The sequence below is a fragment of the Bradyrhizobium sp. LCT2 genome (assembly GCF_009931255.1).
Classification (GTDB): domain Bacteria; phylum Pseudomonadota; class Alphaproteobacteria; order Rhizobiales; family Xanthobacteraceae; genus Bradyrhizobium; species Bradyrhizobium diazoefficiens.
The window spans coordinates 6,733,244-6,753,216 of the sequence record NZ_CP034432.1 but is presented as its reverse complement, the minus strand read 5'-3'; the positions used below and the strand labels follow the sequence as shown (position 1 = coordinate 6,753,216).

20 protein-coding genes are annotated in these 19,973 nt (G+C 65.9%); 14 read left to right on the top strand and 6 right to left on the bottom strand.

Annotation, left to right across the window (positions count from 1 at the left end; genetic code table 11):
* Positions 1-12: 12 nt before the first annotated feature.
* From EI171_RS32205 to EI171_RS32160, 10 genes are all read left to right on the top strand, one after another.
* Positions 13-855 carry an IclR family transcriptional regulator gene (locus EI171_RS32205; RefSeq protein ID WP_161537123.1) on the top strand — a complete coding sequence of 281 codons (843 nt, stop codon included), beginning with the start codon at positions 13-15 and terminating at the stop codon, positions 853-855.
* 113 nt (positions 856-968) lie between these two features.
* A complete protein-coding gene (locus tag EI171_RS32200) occupies positions 969-1,937 on the top strand; it encodes a tripartite tricarboxylate transporter substrate binding protein (RefSeq protein ID WP_161535725.1) in 969 nt (322 codons plus the stop codon).
* Positions 1,934-2,413, top strand: coding sequence for a tripartite tricarboxylate transporter TctB family protein (locus EI171_RS32195; RefSeq protein WP_161535724.1), 480 nt, complete (start codon positions 1,934-1,936; stop codon positions 2,411-2,413). The genes EI171_RS32200 and EI171_RS32195 overlap by 4 nt, the downstream gene beginning before the upstream one ends.
* Positions 2,413-3,912: a tripartite tricarboxylate transporter permease gene (locus EI171_RS32190; RefSeq protein ID WP_161535723.1), complete on the top strand. Its 1,500-nt coding sequence runs from the start codon at positions 2,413-2,415 to the stop codon at positions 3,910-3,912. Before EI171_RS32195 ends, EI171_RS32190 begins: the two co-directional genes overlap by 1 nt.
* Positions 3,913-3,966: 54 nt before the next feature.
* The gene (locus EI171_RS32185) at positions 3,967-4,764 is read left to right on the top strand and encodes an NYN domain-containing protein (RefSeq protein ID WP_161535722.1); all 798 of its coding nucleotides are present in this window, start codon (positions 3,967-3,969) and stop codon (positions 4,762-4,764) included.
* A gap of 85 nt (positions 4,765-4,849) precedes the next feature.
* On the top strand, positions 4,850-6,652 hold the full coding sequence (locus EI171_RS32180; RefSeq protein WP_161535721.1) for an adenine deaminase C-terminal domain-containing protein: 1,803 nt from the start codon (positions 4,850-4,852) through the stop codon (positions 6,650-6,652).
* A gap of 152 nt (positions 6,653-6,804) precedes the next feature.
* Complete coding sequence (gene gcl, locus EI171_RS32175) at positions 6,805-8,595, top strand: glyoxylate carboligase (protein WP_161535720.1); 1,791 nt, start codon at positions 6,805-6,807, stop codon at positions 8,593-8,595.
* An 11-nt stretch (positions 8,596-8,606) separates the two neighbouring features.
* A complete protein-coding gene (gene hyi, locus EI171_RS32170; protein ID WP_161535719.1) occupies positions 8,607-9,392 on the top strand; it encodes a hydroxypyruvate isomerase in 786 nt (261 codons plus the stop codon).
* Positions 9,393-9,602: 210 nt separating this feature from the next.
* A complete protein-coding gene (locus EI171_RS32165) occupies positions 9,603-10,490 on the top strand; it encodes a 2-hydroxy-3-oxopropionate reductase (protein WP_161535718.1) in 888 nt (295 codons plus the stop codon).
* Positions 10,491-10,604: 114 nt separating this feature from the next.
* Positions 10,605-10,988, top strand: coding sequence for a DUF1236 domain-containing protein (locus tag EI171_RS32160; RefSeq protein WP_028172203.1), 384 nt, complete (start codon positions 10,605-10,607; stop codon positions 10,986-10,988).
* Between the two features lie 39 nt (positions 10,989-11,027).
* Here EI171_RS32160 and EI171_RS32155 read toward each other — a convergent pair whose 3' ends face one another.
* The 3 genes from EI171_RS32155 to EI171_RS32145 all read right to left on the bottom strand — a co-directional run bounded on the left by EI171_RS32155 (position 11,028) and on the right by EI171_RS32145 (position 12,643).
* Positions 11,028-11,405: a VanZ family protein gene (locus tag EI171_RS32155; protein ID WP_161535717.1), complete on the bottom strand. Its 378-nt coding sequence runs from the start codon at positions 11,403-11,405 to the stop codon at positions 11,028-11,030.
* 75 nt (positions 11,406-11,480) lie between these two features.
* Positions 11,481-12,077, bottom strand: coding sequence for a thiamine pyrophosphate-dependent enzyme (locus tag EI171_RS32150; protein ID WP_161535716.1), 597 nt, complete (start codon positions 12,075-12,077; stop codon positions 11,481-11,483).
* 8 nt (positions 12,078-12,085) lie between these two features.
* On the bottom strand, positions 12,086-12,643 hold the full coding sequence (locus tag EI171_RS32145) for a thiamine pyrophosphate-binding protein (RefSeq protein ID WP_161535715.1): 558 nt from the start codon (positions 12,641-12,643) through the stop codon (positions 12,086-12,088).
* 267 nt (positions 12,644-12,910) lie between these two features.
* Here EI171_RS32145 and EI171_RS32140 point away from each other — a divergent pair, with 267 nt between their 5' ends.
* From EI171_RS32140 to EI171_RS32130, 3 genes are all read left to right on the top strand, one after another.
* The gene (locus EI171_RS32140) at positions 12,911-13,960 is read left to right on the top strand and encodes a hydroxyacid dehydrogenase (RefSeq protein ID WP_161535714.1); all 1,050 of its coding nucleotides are present in this window, start codon (positions 12,911-12,913) and stop codon (positions 13,958-13,960) included.
* A 119-nt stretch (positions 13,961-14,079) separates the two neighbouring features.
* The gene (locus EI171_RS32135; protein WP_161535713.1) at positions 14,080-14,520 is read left to right on the top strand and encodes a flagellar basal body rod protein FlgC; all 441 of its coding nucleotides are present in this window, start codon (positions 14,080-14,082) and stop codon (positions 14,518-14,520) included.
* 190 nt (positions 14,521-14,710) lie between these two features.
* Complete coding sequence (locus EI171_RS32130) at positions 14,711-14,923, top strand: hypothetical protein (RefSeq protein WP_028172197.1); 213 nt, start codon at positions 14,711-14,713, stop codon at positions 14,921-14,923.
* A 3-nt stretch (positions 14,924-14,926) separates the two neighbouring features.
* Here EI171_RS32130 and EI171_RS32125 read toward each other — a convergent pair whose 3' ends face one another.
* The 3 genes from EI171_RS32125 to EI171_RS32115 all read right to left on the bottom strand — a co-directional run bounded on the left by EI171_RS32125 (position 14,927) and on the right by EI171_RS32115 (position 18,599).
* Positions 14,927-15,505, bottom strand: coding sequence for a GNAT family N-acetyltransferase (locus EI171_RS32125; protein ID WP_161535712.1), 579 nt, complete (start codon positions 15,503-15,505; stop codon positions 14,927-14,929).
* 6 nt (positions 15,506-15,511) lie between these two features.
* Positions 15,512-17,869: an Orn/Lys/Arg decarboxylase N-terminal domain-containing protein gene (locus EI171_RS32120; RefSeq protein WP_161535711.1), complete on the bottom strand. Its 2,358-nt coding sequence runs from the start codon at positions 17,867-17,869 to the stop codon at positions 15,512-15,514.
* Between the two features lie 250 nt (positions 17,870-18,119).
* The gene (locus tag EI171_RS32115; RefSeq protein ID WP_028172194.1) at positions 18,120-18,599 is read right to left on the bottom strand and encodes an Lrp/AsnC family transcriptional regulator; all 480 of its coding nucleotides are present in this window, start codon (positions 18,597-18,599) and stop codon (positions 18,120-18,122) included.
* Between the two features lie 141 nt (positions 18,600-18,740).
* Here EI171_RS32115 and ald point away from each other — a divergent pair, with 141 nt between their 5' ends.
* Entirely contained in the window at positions 18,741-19,856 is a 1,116-nt protein-coding gene (gene ald / locus EI171_RS32110; protein WP_161535710.1) for an alanine dehydrogenase, read from the top strand.
* The last annotated feature ends 117 nt before the right edge of the window (positions 19,857-19,973 follow it).

The window sequence follows — 19,973 nt, the reverse complement described above, 5'->3', positions numbered from 1 at the left end:
CGGCAGGTCGCGATGAGCAAGAACGTGATCCGGCGCAAATCGCTCGAGCCCAGGTCGCCTGCGGAGGCCGACCATGACGCACGCGACGGCGGCGTGCAGTCCGTCGACCGCGCGCTGTCGATCCTCGAGACGCTGGCCGAAGACGACGAGGGCTATCGCCTCAGCGATCTCGCCGTGCGCACCGGCCTGTCGGCCTCCACCGTCCACCGCCTGCTGGCAACGCTCGAAAGCCGCCGCTTCGTGCAGTTCGACCGCGCCGAATCCAAATGGCATGTCGGGGTGCGCGGCTTCACGGTGGGCGCGAGCTTTGCCCGGAGGCGTAATTTCTCCACGCAGGCGATTCCCTATTTGCGCAAGCTGCGCGATCTCACCCGCGAGACCGCCAATCTCGCCGTCGTCGACGACGAGTTCATCATCGTGCTGACCCGCATGGAGAGCCGCGAGATCATGCGCTCGCTGACCCAGGTCGGCGGCCGCGTCGCCATGGTGACGTCGGGCGTCGGCAAGGCGGTGCTCGCAACCTATTCCGACGAGGACGTCGGCGCCGTCATCCGCCATCACGGCATGCCACGCCTGACCGAGAAATCGATCGTGCGGCCGAGCGACCTGTTCAAGGAGCTCGCGACGATCCGCAAGCAGGGCTTTGCGATCGATGACGAAGAGGCCTGCATGGGCCTGCGCTGTATTGCCGCAGTCGTCTACAACGACTGCGCCGAGCCGCTGGCGGCGATCTCCGTCTCCGGCATGACCAGCCGTCTGACCGACGACAGGCTGCCGGAAATCGGGCGAATTGTGCGCGATGTCGCCGGTGAGCTGACGGTTGCGCTCGGCGGGGTGATGCCGAACTCCCGCTGAAGGAACACGGGCGCCGTCGCTGGACAGCATCGGCCGTTTTGGCTGATATGCGACCAAACGACACAATGCGGCAGCTGATCAGCAACGTCCGCACGAGCCTGGAGAATGCCCTCATGTTTCGATTTCCCGCGCGCCTTGTCGGCGCAGCCGTTGCGCTGACCCTTGCGGCAGCCACGCCGAGCCTTGCCCAGCAGCTCGAGCTCAAGCTGATGGCGCCGGCGGCACCGGGCGGGGGCTGGGACCAGACCGCGCGCTCGATGCAGCAGGCGCTTGTCGCCGCGGGCGTCGCGCGCAGCGTGCAGGTCACCAACGTTCCTGGCGCCGGCGGCAGCGTCGGCATCGCGCAGTTCGTCAACGGCGCCAAGGGCGACGGCAACCAGCTGATGGTCAACGGCTTCGTCATGGTCGGCGCGCTCGCCATGAACAAGTCGCCGGTGACGCTCGAGCAGGTGACGCCGATCGCGCGCCTCACCGAGGAAATCCAGGTGATCGTGGTGCCCGCGAATTCGCCGATCAAGACGGCGCAGGATCTGGCCGCTGCGGTGAAGGCCGATATCGCCAAGGTGACCTTCGCCGGCGGCTCGGCCGGCGGCGTCGACCATGTCATGGCGGCACTGTTCGCCGGCGCCGTCGGCGCCGATGCAAAGAAGATCAACTACATCCCGTTCTCCGGCGGCGGCGAGTCTCTGGCGGCGATCCTCGGCGGCAAGGTCACCGCGGGCATTTCGGGGATGAGCGAATATGAAGGGCGGATCAAATCCGGCAAGCTGCGCGCAATCGGTGTGACCTCGGAGAAGCGCATCGCGGGCAGCGACATCCCGACCTTCAAGGAGCAGGGCATCGACCTCGTGATCGCCAACTGGCGCTCGGTGGTCGCGCCTCCCGGCATCACCGCGGAGCAGCGCAAGACCTTGAGCGATGCGGTCGAGAAGATGGTGAAGTCGGACGCCTGGAAGGACATCCTCAAGCAGAAGGGCTGGGAGGACGCCTATCTCGGCGGCGACGCTTTCGCCGACTTCCTGAAGAAGGAAACGGTGCGCGTCACCGACGTGCTGAGGTCGGTCGGCCTGGTCAAGTCATGACCTCAGGCGATCCCGCCCAGCCGCCGCGGCGCGTCGATCGCGCCGTCATCGCTGCACTGCTCGCAGGTCTTGCCGCGGTGCTGGTCTGGGACGCGCGCGGCCTGCAATCCACCACGATGTACGGGATGGGGCCGGAGGCGATGCCGGTGGTGATCGCCACCGGCCTCGCGCTGCTCGCGATCGGCAATCTCGTCGACGCGCTGCGCGGCAACCTGCCGGCGCGCGAGAGCGCCGATCCCGTGCCTGTGGTCTTGATCCTCGCCGGCCTTGCGCTGCTGATCGCCATCATCGGCTTCGGCGGTGGCTTCATCCTGGCGACGTCGGCGCTGTTCGTCACGACGTCGGCGGCGTTCGGACGCCGTGCCGTCCTTGTCGATTCCGTCATCGCGCTCGTGATGTCGACCCTCATCTATCTCGCGTTCGACCGGCTGTTGACGCTGAGCCTTCCCGCCGGCCCCCTGGAGCGACTGCTGTGATGGACACCTTCGCCGCGCTGGCGCACGGCATGGCGGTCGCCGTCCAGCCGATGAATCTGCTCTATGCGCTGATCGGCGTATTCCTGGGCACCGCCGTCGGCGTGCTGCCCGGCATCGGCCCGGCATTGACGGTCGCGCTGCTCTTGCCGGTGACGTACAAGCTCGATCCCGGCGGCTCGCTGATCATGTTTGCCGGCATCTATTATGGCGGCATGTATGGCGGCTCGACCACCGCGATCCTGATCAACACGCCCGGCGAGAGCGCCTCGATGGCGACCGCGCTCGAGGGCAACAAGATGGCCAAGGCCGGCCGCGGCGGGCCGGCGCTCGCGACCTCCGCGATCGGCTCCTTCGTCGCCGGCACCATCGCCACCATCGGGCTCGCCTTTCTCGCGCCGTGGCTGGTCGATTTCGCCGTGCGCTTCGGCCCCGAGGACTATTTCGCGCTGATGTGCGTCGCCTTCGTCACGGTGTCGGCGACCTTCGGCGATTCCCCGATCCGCGGCCTCACCAGCCTGTTCATCGGCCTGACGCTGGGCCTCGTCGGCATCGACAAGCTGACCGGTCAGGCGCGGCTCGCGTTCGGCGTCCCCGAGCTGCTCGACGGCGTCGAGGTGACGACGCTTGCGGTCGGTTTGTTCGCGGTGGGCGAGGCGCTCTACGTCGCATCGCGCCGCCACCACACCGAGGAGAAGCTCGAGCCGGTGCGCGGCTCGTTGTGGATGACGAAGGAAGACTGGAAGCGGTCATGGAAGCCGTGGCTGCGCGGCACCATGTTCGGCTTCCCGATCGGCGCGCTGCCGGCGGGCGGCGCGGAGATCCCGACCTTCCTGTCCTATTCGACCGAGAAACGGCTGACGAAGCACCCCGAAGAATTCGGCAAGGGCGCGATCGAGGGCGTCGCGGGACCGGAGGCCGCCAACAATGCCTCCGCCGCCGGAACGCTGGTGCCGCTCTTGACGCTGGGATTGCCGACCTCGGCGACGGCCGCGATGATGCTGGCGGGCTTCCAGCAATACGGCCTCAATCCGGGGCCGCTGCTGTTCGCCGAGCGGCCGGATCTCGTCTGGGGCCTGATCGCGAGCCTCTTCATCGCCAATTGCATGCTGCTGGTGCTCAATCTGCCGCTGGTCGGGCTGTGGGTGCGGCTGCTCGCGATCCCGCAGCCGTGGCTCTATGCCGGCATCCTCGTCTTCGCGACCATGGGCACCATCGCGGCCAAGCCGTCGGTGGTCGAATTGTCGATGCTGGCCGGCTTCGGCGTGCTCGGCTTCCTGATGCGCCGGTTCGATTTTCCGATCGCGCCGGTCGTTGTCGGCCTGATCCTCGGCCCGATCGCCGAGAGCCAGTTGCGCAGAGCGCTTGCGATCAGCCTCGGCGATCCCATGACGCTGCTCCAGAGTCCGATCTCGGCGACGCTGCTCGTCATCGCGCTGGTTGCGCTGCTGGCCCCGTTCGTGCTGAAGGGGATGGGGCGCTTCAAGGCGAATGAGGACTAGCCGTCCCGGCGCGCGCGTCCTTGAATGCTGCGTCCAGCTCGTTGAGGAAACGCCATGCCGTCGGAACTTCGCTCGCCCCGTCTCGCCGTCCTGATCGATGCCGACAACGCCTCCGCAAAGATCGCGGATGGCCTGTTCGAGGAGATTGCCAAGATCGGCGAGGCCAGCGTCCGCCGCATCTATGGCGACTTCTCCAATGCGCGATCGAGGGGCTGGGCCGACATTCTGTCGAAGCACGCCATCATCCCGCAGCAGCAATTCGCCTATACGACGGGAAAGAACGCGTCCGACATCACCCTGGTCATCGACGCGATGGACCTGCTGCACAGCGGCCGGTTCGACGGCTTCTGCCTGGTGTCGTCCGACAGCGACTTTACCCGTCTGGCCGCCCGCATCCGGGAACAGGGCGTCGACGTCTTCGGGTTCGGCGAGCAGAAGACGCCGGAAAGCTTCAGGCAGGCCTGCCGAAGGTTCGTCTACACCGAGAACCTGCTTGCCGCCCCGACGACCAACCAGGACGCCGCCGCAAGATCGACGTCGCTTCAGCCGCTTGATGCAGCGACCCCCATCATCAAGAAGGTCATCACCCAGATGGAGAGCGAGGACGGCTGGGTCGCGCTCGGGGAAGTCGGGCGGCAGCTCGCCAATCTGGCGTCCGATTTCGATCCGAGGACGTTCGGGTTCCGCAAGCTGAGCGACCTCGTGCGCAAGACGAACTCGTTCGAGATCGACGAGTCAAAGGGCCGCTCGATGCGGATTCGAGTCAAGCCCGCTGCCGCAGCGCCGCCGAGAAGGCGGAACCCGCGCAGGCCTGCAAGGGCGGCGACGGGCGGCTCGGCGCCTAAGGCGTAAGCAGGGCCTGCCGTTATATTTGCGCTTGCCCGCTATGGCGCGGGGCGTAACCATCGGTGGGCCGTAACGCCACGCGAGGGTCCCGATGACCAGACTTACCCGCTTCGCCGTCGCACCGCTGCATTCGATGACCCGGCGGCTGGCCGATGTCGCCTCCGCGCGCGTCGCGCCGGATCTCGTGGTCACCGGGGGCCGGGTGCTTTCGACCTATTCGGAGCGCATCCACGCGAACCGCGAGGTCTGGATCACCGGCGGCCGTGTCGCCGCGGTCAAGCCGGCTGGAACGGCCAAGAAGGCGTGGAGCGGCGTTGCCCTCTACGACGCGGCCGGCGGCATCATCGCGCCGGGGCTGGTCGATCCGCATATCCACATCGAATCCTCGATGGTGACGGCCTGCGCCTACGCCGAGGCCGCACTGCTGAACGGTACCACCACCATCTTCTGCGACAGCCACGAGATCGGCAACGTCATGGACGTCGCCGGCGTCGAGGCGATGCTGGAGGACGCGCGCGAGGCGCCGCTCTCGATCTTCTTGACGGTGCCGTCGACCGTCCCGGCCACGTCGGCGGAGCTTGAGACCGCGGGTGGCGACCTCACGCCGGACAAGATCGCTGGCCTGTTCGACCGTTGGCCCGAGGCGGTGGCGCTCGGCGAGAAGATGGATTTCGTGCCGGTGACCATGGGTGACGAGCGGAGCCACGCCATCCTCGCCGCCGCCTTGAAGCGCGGACGCCCGGTGTCCGGCCACGTCTACGGCCGTGAATTCGTCGCGGCCTATGCGGCGAGCGGCGTCACCGACACCCATGAGGCGATCGACCGCGATATCGCCGACGATCTGCTCGACGCCGGCGTCTGGGTGTTCCTGCGCGGCGGCCCGCCGACCACGCCCTGGCACTCGCTGCCGCAGGCGATCCGGACGATCACCGAGCTCGGGGCCTCGCACAAGCGCACCGCCGTGTGCACCGACGACCGCGACGCCGACGATCTCCTGCTGTTCGGCCTCGACTGGGTGGTGCGCGAGACGGTGAAGGCGGGCATGTCGCCCGAACAGGCCTGGTCGATGGGCTCGCTGCACGGCGCCACCCGCTTCGGCATGGAGGGCGATATCGGCGGGCTCGGCGGCGGCCGCCGCGCCGATCTCGTGCTGATGGACGATCAGCTCAAGCCGCAATGCACTTGGTATGGCGGTGAGCTTGTGGTCGAGCACGGCAAGATCACGCCTCGGCTCGATCAGGCGCTGTCGCAGCGCTATCAATATCCGAAGCCGGCCTATGCGACCGTGAAGCTGCCGGAGAAGATGAAGCTGACGCCGGAGCTGCCGGCGAAAGCCTGCACCGTCAACGCCATCAAGACCGCGCTGCCGGGCATCACGCTGATCCATGAGAAAGTCGCAATCGAGCCGGCCAAGGACTGGCCGACGCTGTTCGCACGCTACGGCCTGTGCTTCGTCACCGTGGTCGAGCGCCACGGCAAATCGGCCGGCAATGTCGCCTATGGCCTGCTGAAGGATTTTGGCCTGAAGCGCGGCGCGGTCGCCTCCAGCGTCGGGCACGACAGCCACAACATCATCGTTGCCGGAACCAACGAACCCGACATGCAGGTCGCGATCGCGGCGATCAAGGAGCACCAGGGCGCTGTCTGCGTCGTCGCCGACGGCAAGGTGAGAGCGCTGGTGCCGCTGCCGATCGCGGGACTGTTGTCCGACAAGCGTGTCACGGAGGTGGCCGAGGAGGTCAAGGTGCTGAAGAAGGAATGGGCGGAAGCCGGTTGCACCATCCCCTACATGGGCTTCAATCTGATTCCGCTATCGGTCATTCCGGAAATTCGCATCACCGACAAGGGCCTCGTGCTGGTGCCGCAGATGGAGCTGGCGCCGCTGTTCGAGTGAAGCGCTTTCACGGATATCTCGATCTAACTGATTGACACGCCCACGATTTTTCCACGGCTGCCGCATCGTGGAAAATAAAATCGATCTCGTTGAGATCGCACCTTGCGCGCCCGATGATCTCGCTCGCTGACGCAACTCGAGCGAGGTCCGATATGGCGAAGATGCGAGCTATCGATGCGGCCGTGCGAATTCTGGAGAAGGAAGGCATCTCGACTGCCTTCGGTGTTCCAGGGGCCGCGATCAATCCGCTTTACTCGGCGTTGAAGAAGCGCGGCTCGATCCGCCATATCCTGGCGCGTCATGTCGAGGGCGCCTCGCACATGGCCGAGGGCTATACGCGGGCGAAGGCCGGCAATATCGGGGTCTGCATCGGCACGTCTGGGCCGGCCGGTACCGACATGATCACCGGGCTCTATTCGGCGATCGCCGATTCGATTCCGATCCTCTGCATCACCGGGCAGGCGCCGCGGGCGCGGCTCTACAAGGAGGATTTTCAGGCGGTCGATATCGAGTCGATCGCAAAGCCCGTGACCAAATGGGCGGTCACCGTGCGCGAGCCGGCGCTGGTGCCGCGGGTGTTCAGCCAGGCGTTTCACGTCATGCGCTCAGGGCGGCCGGGGCCGGTGCTGATCGACATGCCGCTCGACGTGCAGCTCGCCGAGATCGAGTTCGACGACGAGACCTATGAGCCGCTGCCGGTCTACAAGCCGGCCGCGACCCGCAAGCAGGTCGAGAAGGCGCTGGAGATGCTCAATGCGGCCGAGCGGCCGCTGATCGTGGCGGGTGGCGGCATCATCAACGCGGACGCCTCGGACCTCCTGGTCGAATTCGCCGAGATCGCCAATGTGCCGGTCGTGCCGACGCTGATGGGGTGGGGCGCGATCCCCGACGATCACGTGCTGATGGCCGGCATGGTCGGCCTTCAGACCAGCCACCGCTACGGCAACGCCACGATGCTCGAATCCGATTTCGTGCTCGGCATCGGCAACCGCTGGGCCAACCGCCACACCGGCTCGGTCGAGACCTACACCAAGGGCCGCACCTTCGTGCATGTCGACATCGAGCCGACGCAGATCGGGCGGGTGTTCAATCCCGATCTCGGCATCGTCTCGGACGCCAAGGCCGCGCTCGAGCTTTTCGTCACCGTCGCCAGGGAGTGGCGTCGGTCAGGCAGGCTTCGCGAGCGCCAGGCGTGGCCCGCGGCCTGCCGCGATCGCAAGCGCTCGATGCTGCGCAAGAGCCATTTCGACAATGTCCCGATCAAGCCGCAGCGCGTCTATGAGGAGATGAACAAGGCATTCGGCCGCGACACCACCTATGTCACCGTGATCGGCCTGTCGCAGATCGCGGGTGCGCAGTTCCTCGGCGTCTACAAGCCGCGCAACTGGATCAATGCGGGGCAGGCGGGGCCGCTGGGCTGGACGCTGCCCGCGGCGCTCGGCGTGCGCGCGGCCTGCCCGGATCGCGACATCGTCGCGCTGTCAGGCGATTACGATTTCCAGTTCCTGATCGAGGAGCTCGCGGTCGGGGCGCAGTTCAACCTGCCCTACATCCACGTCGTCGTGAACAATTCCTATCTCGGTCTGATCCGCCAGGCCCAGCGCGGCTTCGACATGGACTACCACGTCCAGCTCTCGTTCGAGAACATCAACGCGCCCGAGCTCGGCGGCTACGGTGTCGACCATGTCGCCGTCGCCGAAGGCCTCGGCTGCAAGGCGATCCGCGTCACCGATCCCAAGGACTCGCAGGCCGCGTTTGCGACGGCGCGCGAGCTGATGGCGAAGCACCGCGTGCCCGTGGTGGTCGAGTTCATCCTCGAACGCGTCACCAACATCGCGATGGGGACGGAGATCGACAACATCGTCGAGTTCGAGGAGGTGCTGGACCTGGCTCTCGACGAGGTCGGGACCAAGCGGCCCGGCGTGCTTCAGCCGGCGGAATAGGGGACAGCATCATGCCGAAGTTTGCCGCCAACCTCACCATGCTCTTCAACGAGATGCCGTTCCTCGACCGCTTCGCCGCGGCGAAAGCGGCGGGCTTTGCCGGGGTCGAGTATCTCTTCCCCTATGATTTCGACAAGGCGCAGCTCCGAGAGCAGCTCGAGGCCCACGGGTTGACGCAGGTGCTGCACAATCTACCGGCCGGCAATTGGGCCGGGGGCGAGCGCGGCATCGCGATCCTGCCGGACCGCACCGCCGAATTCCGCGACGGCGTGTTCCGCGCCATCAATTATGCCAAGGCGCTTGATTGCGACCAGCTCAACTGCCTCGTCGGCATCGCGCCCGCCGATGCCGATCCGCGCGAACTCAACGAGACCCTGGTCGGCAATTTGCGCTTTGCCGCCTCGACGCTGGCGCGGGAGAACATCAAGCTGCTGGTCGAGCCGATCAATACGCTCGACATTCCCGGCTTCCACCTCAACGGCACCGAGCAGGCGGTGCAGCTCATCTCCGAGGTGCGGTCGAACAATTTGTTCATCCAGTACGACATCTACCACATGCAGATCATGGAGGGCGATCTCGCCCGCACCATGCAGGAATATCTCCCCCAGATCGCCCACGTCCAGCTTGCCGACAATCCCGGCCGTCACGAGCCGGGCACCGGCGAGATCAACTATCCCTTCCTGTTCCGCCATCTCGACGCGATCGGCTATCGCGGCTGGATCGGCTGCGAATACAAGCCGCGCACCACGACGCTGGAAGGCCTGTCCTGGCACGCCGCGCAGACCTTCGAGACGTAGTCATAGCCACGGTCACGGTGCGCTCCCTCTCCCGCTTGCGGGGGAGGGCTGGGGTGAGGGTGCCTCCGCAATGGGGCTCGTGAGATGCGTCGACAATCCCAATGCGGACAGAACCCTCACCCGGCGCTTCGCGCCGACCTCTCCCGCAAGCGGGAGAGGTGCACCGAGCCCGCGGATCGACTTAGCCTGAACAAAGAGGAATGATTTGACATGATCGACATCGGCTTTATCGGACTTGGCACCATGGGACGGCCGATGGCCGGCCATCTTCTGGCCGCGGGCCATCGCGTGCTCCTGCACGACGTTGCGCCCGTGTCGCCCGAGCTGATCGCGGCGGGCGGCATCGCCTGCAAGTCGGGCAGGGAGGTCGCGGAGGAGGCGGATGCCGTCATCATCATGGTGCCGGATACGCCGCATGTTGAGGCTGTGCTGTTCGGCAAGGACGGCGTCGCGAGCGGCATCTCCAAGGGTAAGATCGTCGTCGACATGAGCTCGATCTCGCCGCTGGCGACCAAGGAGTTTGCCAAGAAGATCGAGGCGCTGGGTGCGGACTATCTCGACGCGCCGGTATCGGGCGGGGAGGTCGGGGCGAAAGCTGCGAGCCTCACCATCATGGTCGGCGGGCCGGAGCGGGCCTTTGGCACCATGAAGCCGATCTTTGACAGGATGGGCAAGAACATCACGCATGTCGGCGCCAATGGCGACGGACAGACCACGAAGGTCGCCAATCAGATCATCGTCGCGCTGACGATCGAGGCGGTGAGCGAAGCGCTGTTGTTCGCATCCAAGGCCGGGGCCGATCCGGCGCTGGTGCGCAAGGCGCTGATGGGCGGCTTTGCCTCGTCGCGGATTCTCGAAGTGCATGGCGAGCGCATGGTAAAGCGCAATTTCGATCCCGGCTTCCGCATCGAGCTGCACCAGAAGGATCTCAATCTCGCGCTCGAAGGCGCTCGCGCGCTCGGACTGTCGCTGCCGAGCACGGCGGTGGCGCAGCAATTGTTCTCGTCCTGCACCGCGCATGGCGGCAAGGGCTGGGATCACTCGGCGATGGTGCGCGCGCTGGAACTGATGGCGGGGCACGAGATCGCCGCTGCGTAAGCGTTACCTGGGAACACTCTCCAGATTTGACCTGTCTTTCGTCGCGCGGGAACCGGAACAATGGTCCGCTCCCGCGGGTTGGGAGTGCATGACAATCACTGGAGAGATAAGCGCATGAAAACCCGTCTTGCGATTTCGTTGGCTGCCGCGTCCCTGCTGGCGTCGAGTGCGGCCTTTGCTCAGTCGACGACCGAAGAGGGCGCGAGGAACGGCGCACGCGCGGGCGGCGATATCGGTGGCCCGGTCGGAGCGATGGTCGGCGGCACCGTCGGTGCGGCCGTCGGCGCCGGCCTCGAAATCCCGAATGCGATCCTGGGCGGAATCCCGCGCGATGACTCTGTCGTGATCCACGAGCGCGTCGTGGTCGGCGAGCCGCTGCCCCCGACCGTGGTGCTGCGTCCCGTGCCGAACTACACCGAATATCGCTATGCGGTCGTGAACGACCGCCGCGTCATCGTCGAGCCGCGGACCCGCCGCGTCGTCAAGATCATCGACTGACCGGCATGAGCGTTGAGTGAAAACGGGCCCTGCGGAGCGTCACTCCGCGGGGCCTTCGCTTGTGACGGATACGCTGGGGCGTAGCCGTGTCATGACCCAATCGGCTGCGGCTGCGAGCGCGAAGCCGGCGCAGCCGGTGGCGGCATCGACCAGAAAATCCTCCAGCCGTGCATGGCGTCCCGGCGTCCAGAACTGCATCAGCTCGAGCAGGCCGATCAGGATGACCGAGGTGGCCGCCGCTGCCAGGCGTCGCTTCCGATAGGCGAGGCCGAAGGCCAGCCCGACCAGGATGAAGGCGAGCGCATGCTCGCCGTCCTGGCCGAGGTCGGAATGGGGGCGCAGGCCGGGCGGACCGAGGGTTGCAAAGCTCACGGCGACGGCGAGCAGCCAGGCAAAGGCGCGAACATAAATGGACATCCACACCGCTTAGCACGGTTTTGCAGGGCCTGCGCGGGCTGCGGATCAGATCGCCGTGTAGTTAATGACGAAACGTTAAAGTGGCTCGCGCACGCCAAGGCCCTGCATGAAACGCTCCCGGATCTGCACGGGATCGCGCCGGGTGGTGCCGGCGCCCGGCTTGTCGTCGATGCGGACCGCTATCAGGCTGGGCTCGTTAGCCGACATGGCCTTCTCGACCAGGCGCTCGAAATCCTCCTCGTCGGCGGCCCAGGCGCTGTTGGCGAGCCCCGAGCCGGCGGCGATGGCGACGATATCGGCGACGTCAGCGGCCGGCGTCGGCTGCGCGCCGGTGATCTGGTAGATGCCGTTGTCCATCACGATCATGATCAGGTTTTTCGGCTTCAACGCCGCAATCGTCGAGAGCGCGCCGAGCTGCATCAAGAGCGAGCCGTCGCCTTCGAGCGCGAAGACGCGGCGCTCGGGTTGCGCCAGCGCGACGCCGAGGGCGATCGGGAAGGCGAGCCCCATGCTGCCCAGCATGTAGAAGTTCTGCGGGCGGTGGCCGGCGGCCCAGAGGTCGAAATTGGTGTTGCCGATGCCGCCGATCACGGCCTCCTCGTGCTTGAGCTTTGCGATCAGGCGCGAAGTCACGTCGAAGCGGTTCATCACCTTGGTGTTGCGCGTGTTCATCGCTGGCCTCACTTGTCGAAAACCTTGCCGCCGGTGAGCAGCGGGTTGAGGATCAAGGCCACCGGCGCCTGCGTGGTGACCGCCTGCTTGATCGAGCGGTCGGCGATGAATTCGAGCTCGTCGAGCCGGGTGATGGTGTGGTGCTCCAGCGCCAGCGAATCCAGCACCGGGCGCATGGTGCGGCAGACCAGCGACTGGCCGTAGTTGAACTCGCCGAGCGTGCCGCGCTCGGACACGAACATGATCAGCGGGATCTGGTAGGGCACCGCGAGCGAGGCCAGCACGTTGGCGAGCGTGGCAAAGCCCGAGGTCTGCATCAGCACCGCGCCGCGCCGTCCGCCCATCCAGGCGCCCGAGACGATGCCGACGGCTTCCTCCTCGCGGGCGGTGGCGAAGGTGGTGAAGAAGGGATCGGCATGCAGGTTCTTGATCAGCGGCGTCAGCACGCGGTCGGGCACGTAAGGGATCAGGCTGATCTCGTTCCGCTTCAAGGTCTGCAGGACGATGCCGTGCCAGCTCCCGTCGCCGGACCCCTGCGTCGAGGTCGGCTGTTCCGCAATCGCCATTGCGCTCTCCCTTGGCGTATTCCTTGGGCCGCGCATGCTTCTTGGTCTTTGCCATTGCTCTGGCCGTCGCGGCGATCCGCCGAACTTGACGCAGGCCGCGGGATTGTCAACATGTCCGGGCCGGCACCGTGATCTGCGCCAGGCGGCCTGCCGTGGCCGGCACCGCCATGTCATAAGCGGCGACAATGAGAAATTGGGAGGAAGGCATGGACGGGCGCGCGCCGCGCTGACCTTGTGGACCTCCTCGAGAGAGCCGGAAGGGTCCTGATGTCCGTCAACAACAAGCGCGTCTTCTACGTCAAATATCTGGCCAATCCGATCTATATCGACATCCTCAAGGCGCGGCCCGACGTCCGGCTCGACCGCATCGAGAACGAGAGCCCCGAAGACTTCTATGCGCCGATCCTCTCGGCCGCCCATGTCTACCAGATCGGCGCGGCCCGCGACGAGCTCGCCCCGCACTTCCATGTCGATGCCGCCTTCCTGAAACGGACGCCGAATTTGCTGCTCGTCTCCAGCAACGGCGCGGGCTTCGATCCCGTTGACGTCGAAGCCTGTACGGATGCGGGCGTGCTGGTCGTCAACCAGTCCGGCGGCAACGCCCATTCGGTCGCCGAGCACGCGCTGGCGATGATGCTGACGCTGTCCAAGCGCATCATCCAGTCCGACCGTCGCTTGCGCCGCGAGCGCGACGTCAACCGCAACGACCTCGTCGGCAACGAGGTCGAGCACAAGACCGTCGGCATCATCGGCCTCGGCAATGTCGGCCGCCGCATCGCCGCGCTGTGCAAGGGCCTGCTCGGCATGAAGGTGCTGGCCTATGACCCGTATCTAACCGCCGAAGTGATGGCCGAGCGCGGCGGTGAGAAGGTCGAGCTCGACGAGCTGCTGCGCCGCGCCGACTTCGTCTCGATCTCCTGCCCGCTCAACAAGGGCAGCCGCAACATGATCAGCGTGCGTGAATTCGCGCTGATGCAGCCGCATGCCTATTTCATCACCACCGCGCGCGGCTTCATCCACGACGAGGACGCGCTGCTCCAGGCGCTGCGCGACAAGCGCATTGCGGGGGCCGGTCTCGACGTCTGGTCCAAGGAGCCGCCGCCGCCCGAGCATCCGCTGCTCCAGTTCGACAACGTGCTGGCGAGCCCGCATACCGCGGGCGTGACGACCGAGGCGCGCCAGAACATGGGCCGCATCGCCGCCGAGCAGGTGCTGGACACGCTCGACGGCAAGCGCCCGCCGCGCATCATCAATCCCGAGGTCTGGCCGCGCTACGCCGAGCGCTTCAAGCAGGCGTTCGGCGTGATGCCGGGGTAGGGACGCGCACGACGTTTGATTGCGCTCCAGTCATTGGTTACCGCGATGAAAATACAAAGTGGCGCATCTTATCGATTGCGTGAGGGAACGCGTATTGCTTGTCCTGTAGATGAAAGGCCATGAGCATATTTTCGATTGCGACGTCCGGACTTTCTGCGGCGAGCCTGCGCGTGAGCGTGGCCGCGAGCAACATCGCCAATATCAACACGACCGGCCCGCTGCCAGCGTCAGGCGGATCGAGCACATCGGCCGGTGCGGGCATAGCTCCGACGTTTCCCGCGGCCTATGTGCCGCTGCGAGTCGATCAGGTCTCCCAATCGAGCGGCTCGACGCCGGGCGGTACGGTCGCGACCGTGTCGGCGGTTTCGCCGAGCTATATCGCACAGTCGGATCCGAGCGCTCCCTTCGCAAACGAGGACGGCCTGGTCGCAGCGCCGAATGTCGATCTCGCCGGCGAATTCGTTGAACTGGCGACCGCGAAGTACAGCTTCATTGCCAATGCGAAGGTCATTCAAGCTTACGCCGAGACGACAGAATCGCTGCTCGATATCACGACGTAATGGTTGATGTCGGCCCGTGCGCCCGGTGTCGCGCGCGGCTTTCGCGAGGCTCCAGGCGGGGCGGCTCACGGATCGAACCGGCGCCTGGTTCGGCGGCGGGAACCGTTGCCGGCCTTGATCCCGGTCAAAATCTGCCTCCCCGAAACCGGGTAAATGGGATTAGAGTGCTGCCGAGGCAGCAGGAGGTCCCATGTCCACTTATGTCGTCAGGTTCATGAAGGACGTGCTCGGGGAGTACGGCCGGCAGATCGAGGTCTGCCAGGGCACGCTCGAGATCGACGCCGCCGACGAGGACGAGGCCAGGGAACGGGCGAAGGCGCGGTTTTGCAAGGACCAGGCGTTGTGTGACTGGTCGCTGCATGCCGATCGCATCCACGTCAGACCGGCCGACTTCCCCTCGTAAGGCTTACCGGCCGGGTGCCGTTGCCGGCGGCGGCGCGGTTGCGCCCGCGCCGAGCGAGCGTTGCACCATGACGGTGTCGGACCAGCGGCCGTGCCGGTAGGCAACGCCGCAGAGCAGGCCGGCGCGCGCGAAACCGAACTTTTCGTGCAGCGCCAGCGAGGGCGCGTTGTCGGCGTCGATATAGCCGATCATCTGGCGGAAGCCGGCCGCCGCACAAACATCGACCAGCTCCTGGAGCAATAGCCGTCCGACGCCGCGGCCGAGACGCGCGTGGTGGACGTAGATCGAGTGCTTGGCGGTGTAGCGATAGGCCGGGCGCTTGCGGAACAGCACCGCATAGGCGTAGCCGACCACCTCGCCGCGATAGGTCGCGACCAGATGCGGCAGGCGGGTCTGCTTCAGGTTCTTGCGCCGGTCGCGCAGATCGTCCGGCTCCGGCGCGCCGGTTCCCTCGACATCGCGCGGCACGCCGTTGCGGACATGATGGCGGTAGATCGCCAGCATCGCCTCGACATCGCTCTCGCGCGAGGGGCGGACCTGGACCGGCTCGTCATCCGCGCGGATTGCGGCTGTTTCGTTCATCGGCACCTACTCGGCAACGACGTAAGTATAGAGCCCGATACGGCCCTGCGCATCGATCTCCTTGTAGACGCCCTGGATTTCGACGTCGAAGCCCGGGAACGTGTTGAAGCAGGTCTCGAACATCTTGAGATAGTCGACCATGGGCTTGGCGCGTTCCGTCAGCCGCTCGCCGGGCACGATGGTGGCGATGCCGGGCGGATAGACCACGAAGGGCGTGGTGGCGATGCGGCCCGCGATCGCCGCGATCGGCAGATAGTCGACGTCGTTGCGGAACAAATAGCGGGCGGCATCGCGGGGCGACATCGCGATCTCAGGCATGTGCTCGGGCATGAACTGCCGCGCCTGGAGCGCGCTGACATCGGCGGCGCGGAAGAAACGGTGCATGTCGCCGCAGAGATCGCGCAGCCGCACGCCGGCATAGCGCGCCTGCCGCCGCTGGTAGAATTCCGGGATTGCGTCCGCCAGCAACGCATTGTCGTCGTGCAGCCTCTTGAAGGCGACGAGGCCGGAGATCAGCGTGCCGGCCTTGCTCGCCTCGACGCCGGGAGTGAGCAGGAAGAGCAGGGAGTTGAGGTCGTTCTTCTCGGGCACGATGCGGTTCTCGCGCAGATATTGCGCGACGACGGGGGCGGGGATGCCGTGCTCGGCATAGGCGCCGGTGGTGCGATCGAAGCCAGGCGTGAGCAGCGTCAGCTTGTTCGGATCGGTCATGGCAAAGCCTTCCGCGAGATCGGGAAAGCCGTGCCAGTTGGTATCCGGAGAGAGTTGCCACAAGGCGGGATTGGTGGCGAGCTCGTCGGTGGACAGCGTCTCCCAGGCGACGTTGTGGGCGGCGCCGGGGCGGCTGACGTCGGGGATGGCGACGCGATCCGGGACGAAGGGCTCGAAGAACCAGCGCCGATCGGGGTTCTGCTCCTTCTCCTCGAACTCACGCCGCATCGCGCGGATCTTCTTGCGCAGCTCGATGCCGAGCCGGATCGTGTCGTCCCACAGCACTTCGCCGGAGCGCCCCTTCATCATCTGCGCGCCGACGTCGAGGGATGCGAACAGCGGGTAGAACGGTGACGTGGAAGCGTGCTGCATGAAGCTTTCGTTGAAGCGGCGGTGCTCGACCCGCCGCTTCTGGCCGCGGATGTGACGGTCCTTGATGTGGATTTGCGAGGCCTGCGAGAAGCTCGCGAGCTGCTTGTGGGTCGACTGCGTCGCGATGATGCCGGGCGCTTCCGGGGGAAGGTTCGCGAGGCCCATGGCGAAGCGGCCGGCATAGAGGGGGTGGAATTTCATGAAGCCGGCCCAGGCCTCGTCGAACAGGATGTATTCGCAGAGATGGCCGATGCGCTTCAGGATCATCTCGGCGCTGTGGATCGAGCCGTCATAGGTGCACTGCTCGACCACGGCGACGCGGAACGGCCGTTCCTTGCGCCAGGCGTCGCGATCCCTGACCAGCGGATGGCTGCGGATCGCCTCGCGCAGGGCCTTCTCGTCGAGCATGTCCCAGCGCATCGGGCCGATCAGGCCCCAGGCGTTGCGGATGGTCGGGACGTAGACCGGGATGCCGCCATTGATCATCAGCGCGCCGTGATGGGCGGCCTTGTGGTTGTTGCGGTCGAACAGCACGAGGTCGCCGTCGGTGACGAGCGCGCCGAGCGCGACCTTGTTCGAGGTCGAGGTGCCATTGAGCACGAAATAGGTCTTCTCCGCGCCGAAGATCTGGGCGGCTTCCTTCTGCGCCTTCAGCGCCGGGCCCTCATGGGTGAGGAGGTCGCCGAGGTCGAGCACGGAATTGTCGAGGTCGTCGCGGAACACGGATTCGCCGAGATGCTCGACGAACACCCGGCCGATGGGGCTGCGATTGTAGAACACGCCGCCATTGTGGCCCGGACAGGTCCAGAGCTGGTTGCCTTCCTCGGCATAGTCGACCAACGCGCCGAAGAACGGCGTCTTCAGCGTCTCGGCATATTGCTTGAGCCGGCTGATCAGGTTCTTGGCGATGAAGGTCGGCGTCTCCTCGGAGAGGAAGACATAGCCGTCGATGAAGTCGAGCACCTCGACCGGCAGATCCTCGAACCGCTTGCGCCGGATCAGGAGGATGATCGGGAAGTCGAGGCCGCGGCGCCGCATCAAATTAATCAGCGCCGAGGTCTTGCCCTCCAGGCCCTTCTTGCCCCAGTCCACCACCATGCAGCCGATCGCGGCGTCGGTCTGCACCGCGATCTCCGCGTCCTCCAGCTTGCGGGCCCGGACGACCTCGAAGCCGGAGCGCTGGATTTCCTCGATGATCTGGTTGAAGCGGACGCCTTCGAGGTCGTCGGCGTCGAACACGGGTGCGGCGAACAGGAAGTTGAAGCGCTTGAAATAGTCCATTATCTGTCCCGAATGTACTGGAGACACAGCTCTCGGCACATTCGATGACAGTTGGATGACAGGAGCTGCGGCTGGCGTTTCGCCTCTCCCCGCTTGCGGGGAGAGGCGGATTGCGCAGCAATCCGGGCGAGGAGGAGCTTCCGCGAGTCCGACTATCACCGCCTTTGTGGGTGCAGCCCCTCACTCCAACGCTCTCAGCGCGAGCGAAGCTCGGCGCGGCCCCGTAAGAACGGGGAGAGGGAGAAGTCCGCTACCGCTTGGCCTCGCTGAACACCACCGTCGGCACCGCGCGGTTGACGACTTCGCGCAGCGCAAAGCTCGATTGCACCCGCGCGACGCGCGGCAGGCGTGACAGCTCGGTGCGGTGGATGCGCTCGAAATCCTGGATGTCGCGCGCGAGCACGATCAGGATGTAGTCGTCGGTGCCCGACATCAGGAAGCAACGCACGACGGAGGGGCATTTCACCACCTCCGCCTCGAACGCTTTCAGCGCTTCGTCGCTCTGGCTCTCCAGCGCAATGCGCACCAGCACCGTCGTGGTGAGGCCGAACTGCGCCAGGTCGAGCGCGGCCTGATAGGCCTGGATGTAGCCGTCGTCCTCCAGCGCCTTCTGCCGCCGCGCCAGCGCCGTGCTGGATAGTCCGACCTTGTTGGCAAGCTCGGTGTGGCTGGCCCGCGCGTTGGTCGTGAGTTCCGCGAGGATGGCGAGATCTTTCCGGTCGAGGGCCAATGTTTCGTTTCCAGCGTGAAAGGGCACTTCGGCGCCGGAAACCGGCGCGGAGATCGCGAAACTAGCTGATATTTGCACGAAACCAAACTGGACCCGTCGCTACCATGGCGAGGTGAATCAAGACGTTGGAAGGAGCCCAGGATGCGTGTCGGTGTGCCCAAGGAGATCAAGGTGCAGGAATATCGCGTCGGGCTCACCCCGGGCGCGGTCCGTGAATATGTCGCGGCCGGGCATCAGGTGACGGTCGAGACAGGCGCTGGCAGCGGCATCGGTGCTTCGGACGAGGTCTATCGGCGGGCAGGGGCGGAGATCGCCGGGAGCGCCCGCGACGTCTTCGCCAGCTCCGACATGATCGTGAAGGTGAAGGAGCCGCAGAAGAGCGAATGGACCCAGCTTCGCGAAAGCCAGATCCTGTTTACTTACCTCCATCTTGCACCGGATCCCGAACAGGCCAAGGGCTTGCTCGCCTCCGGCTGTACGGCGATCGCCTATGAAACCGTCACCGACGCGGCCGGTCACCTCCCCCTGCTTGCGCCGATGAGCGAAGTCGCCGGCCGCCTCGCCATCGAGGCCGCTGGCGCCGCGCTCAAGCGGTCGGCCGGCGGTCGCGGGCTTTTGCTGGGCGGCGTGCCCGGCGTGCAGCCGGCGCGGGTCGTCGTGCTCGGCGGCGGCGTGGTGGGAACACAGGCCGCGCGCATGGCCGCGGGCCTTGGCGCGGAGGTCACGGTGATCGATCGCTCGATTCCCCGGCTGCGCGAGCTGGATGATGTCTTTCTCGGACGGGTGCGCACCCGCTTTTCAACCATCGAGGCGGTCGAGGAGGAGGTCTTTGCCGCCGACGTCGTGATCGGTGCGGTGCTGGTGCCGGGCGCGAGCGCGCCCAAACTCGTCACGCGCGCGATGCTGAAATCGATGCGGCCGGGCGCCGTGCTGGTCGACGTCGCCATCGACCAGGGCGGTTGCTTCGAGACGTCGCATGCGACCACGCACACGGACCCGACCTACGAGGTCGACGGCATCGTGCATTATTGCGTCGCCAACATGCCGGGTGCGGTGCCTGTCACGTCGAGCCAGGCCCTGAACAATGCGACGCTGCCGTTCGGCCTGATGCTCGCGAACAAGGGTTTTGCGGCGGTGCTGGAGAACCCGCATTTGCGCAACGGCCTGAATGTCCACCGTGGCCGCATCACCAACAAGGCGGTGGCCGAAAGCCTCGGGCTGGAGTTCGCTCCGGTGGAGACCGGGCTCGCGGCGTAGACGGGCCGCCAGTTCCGTCATTGCGAGCGTAGCGAAGCAATCCAGAGTATCTCCACGCAAAGATTCTGGATTGCTTCGCTGCGCTCGCAATGACGACGTGGAGAGAGGGTGCGCCGA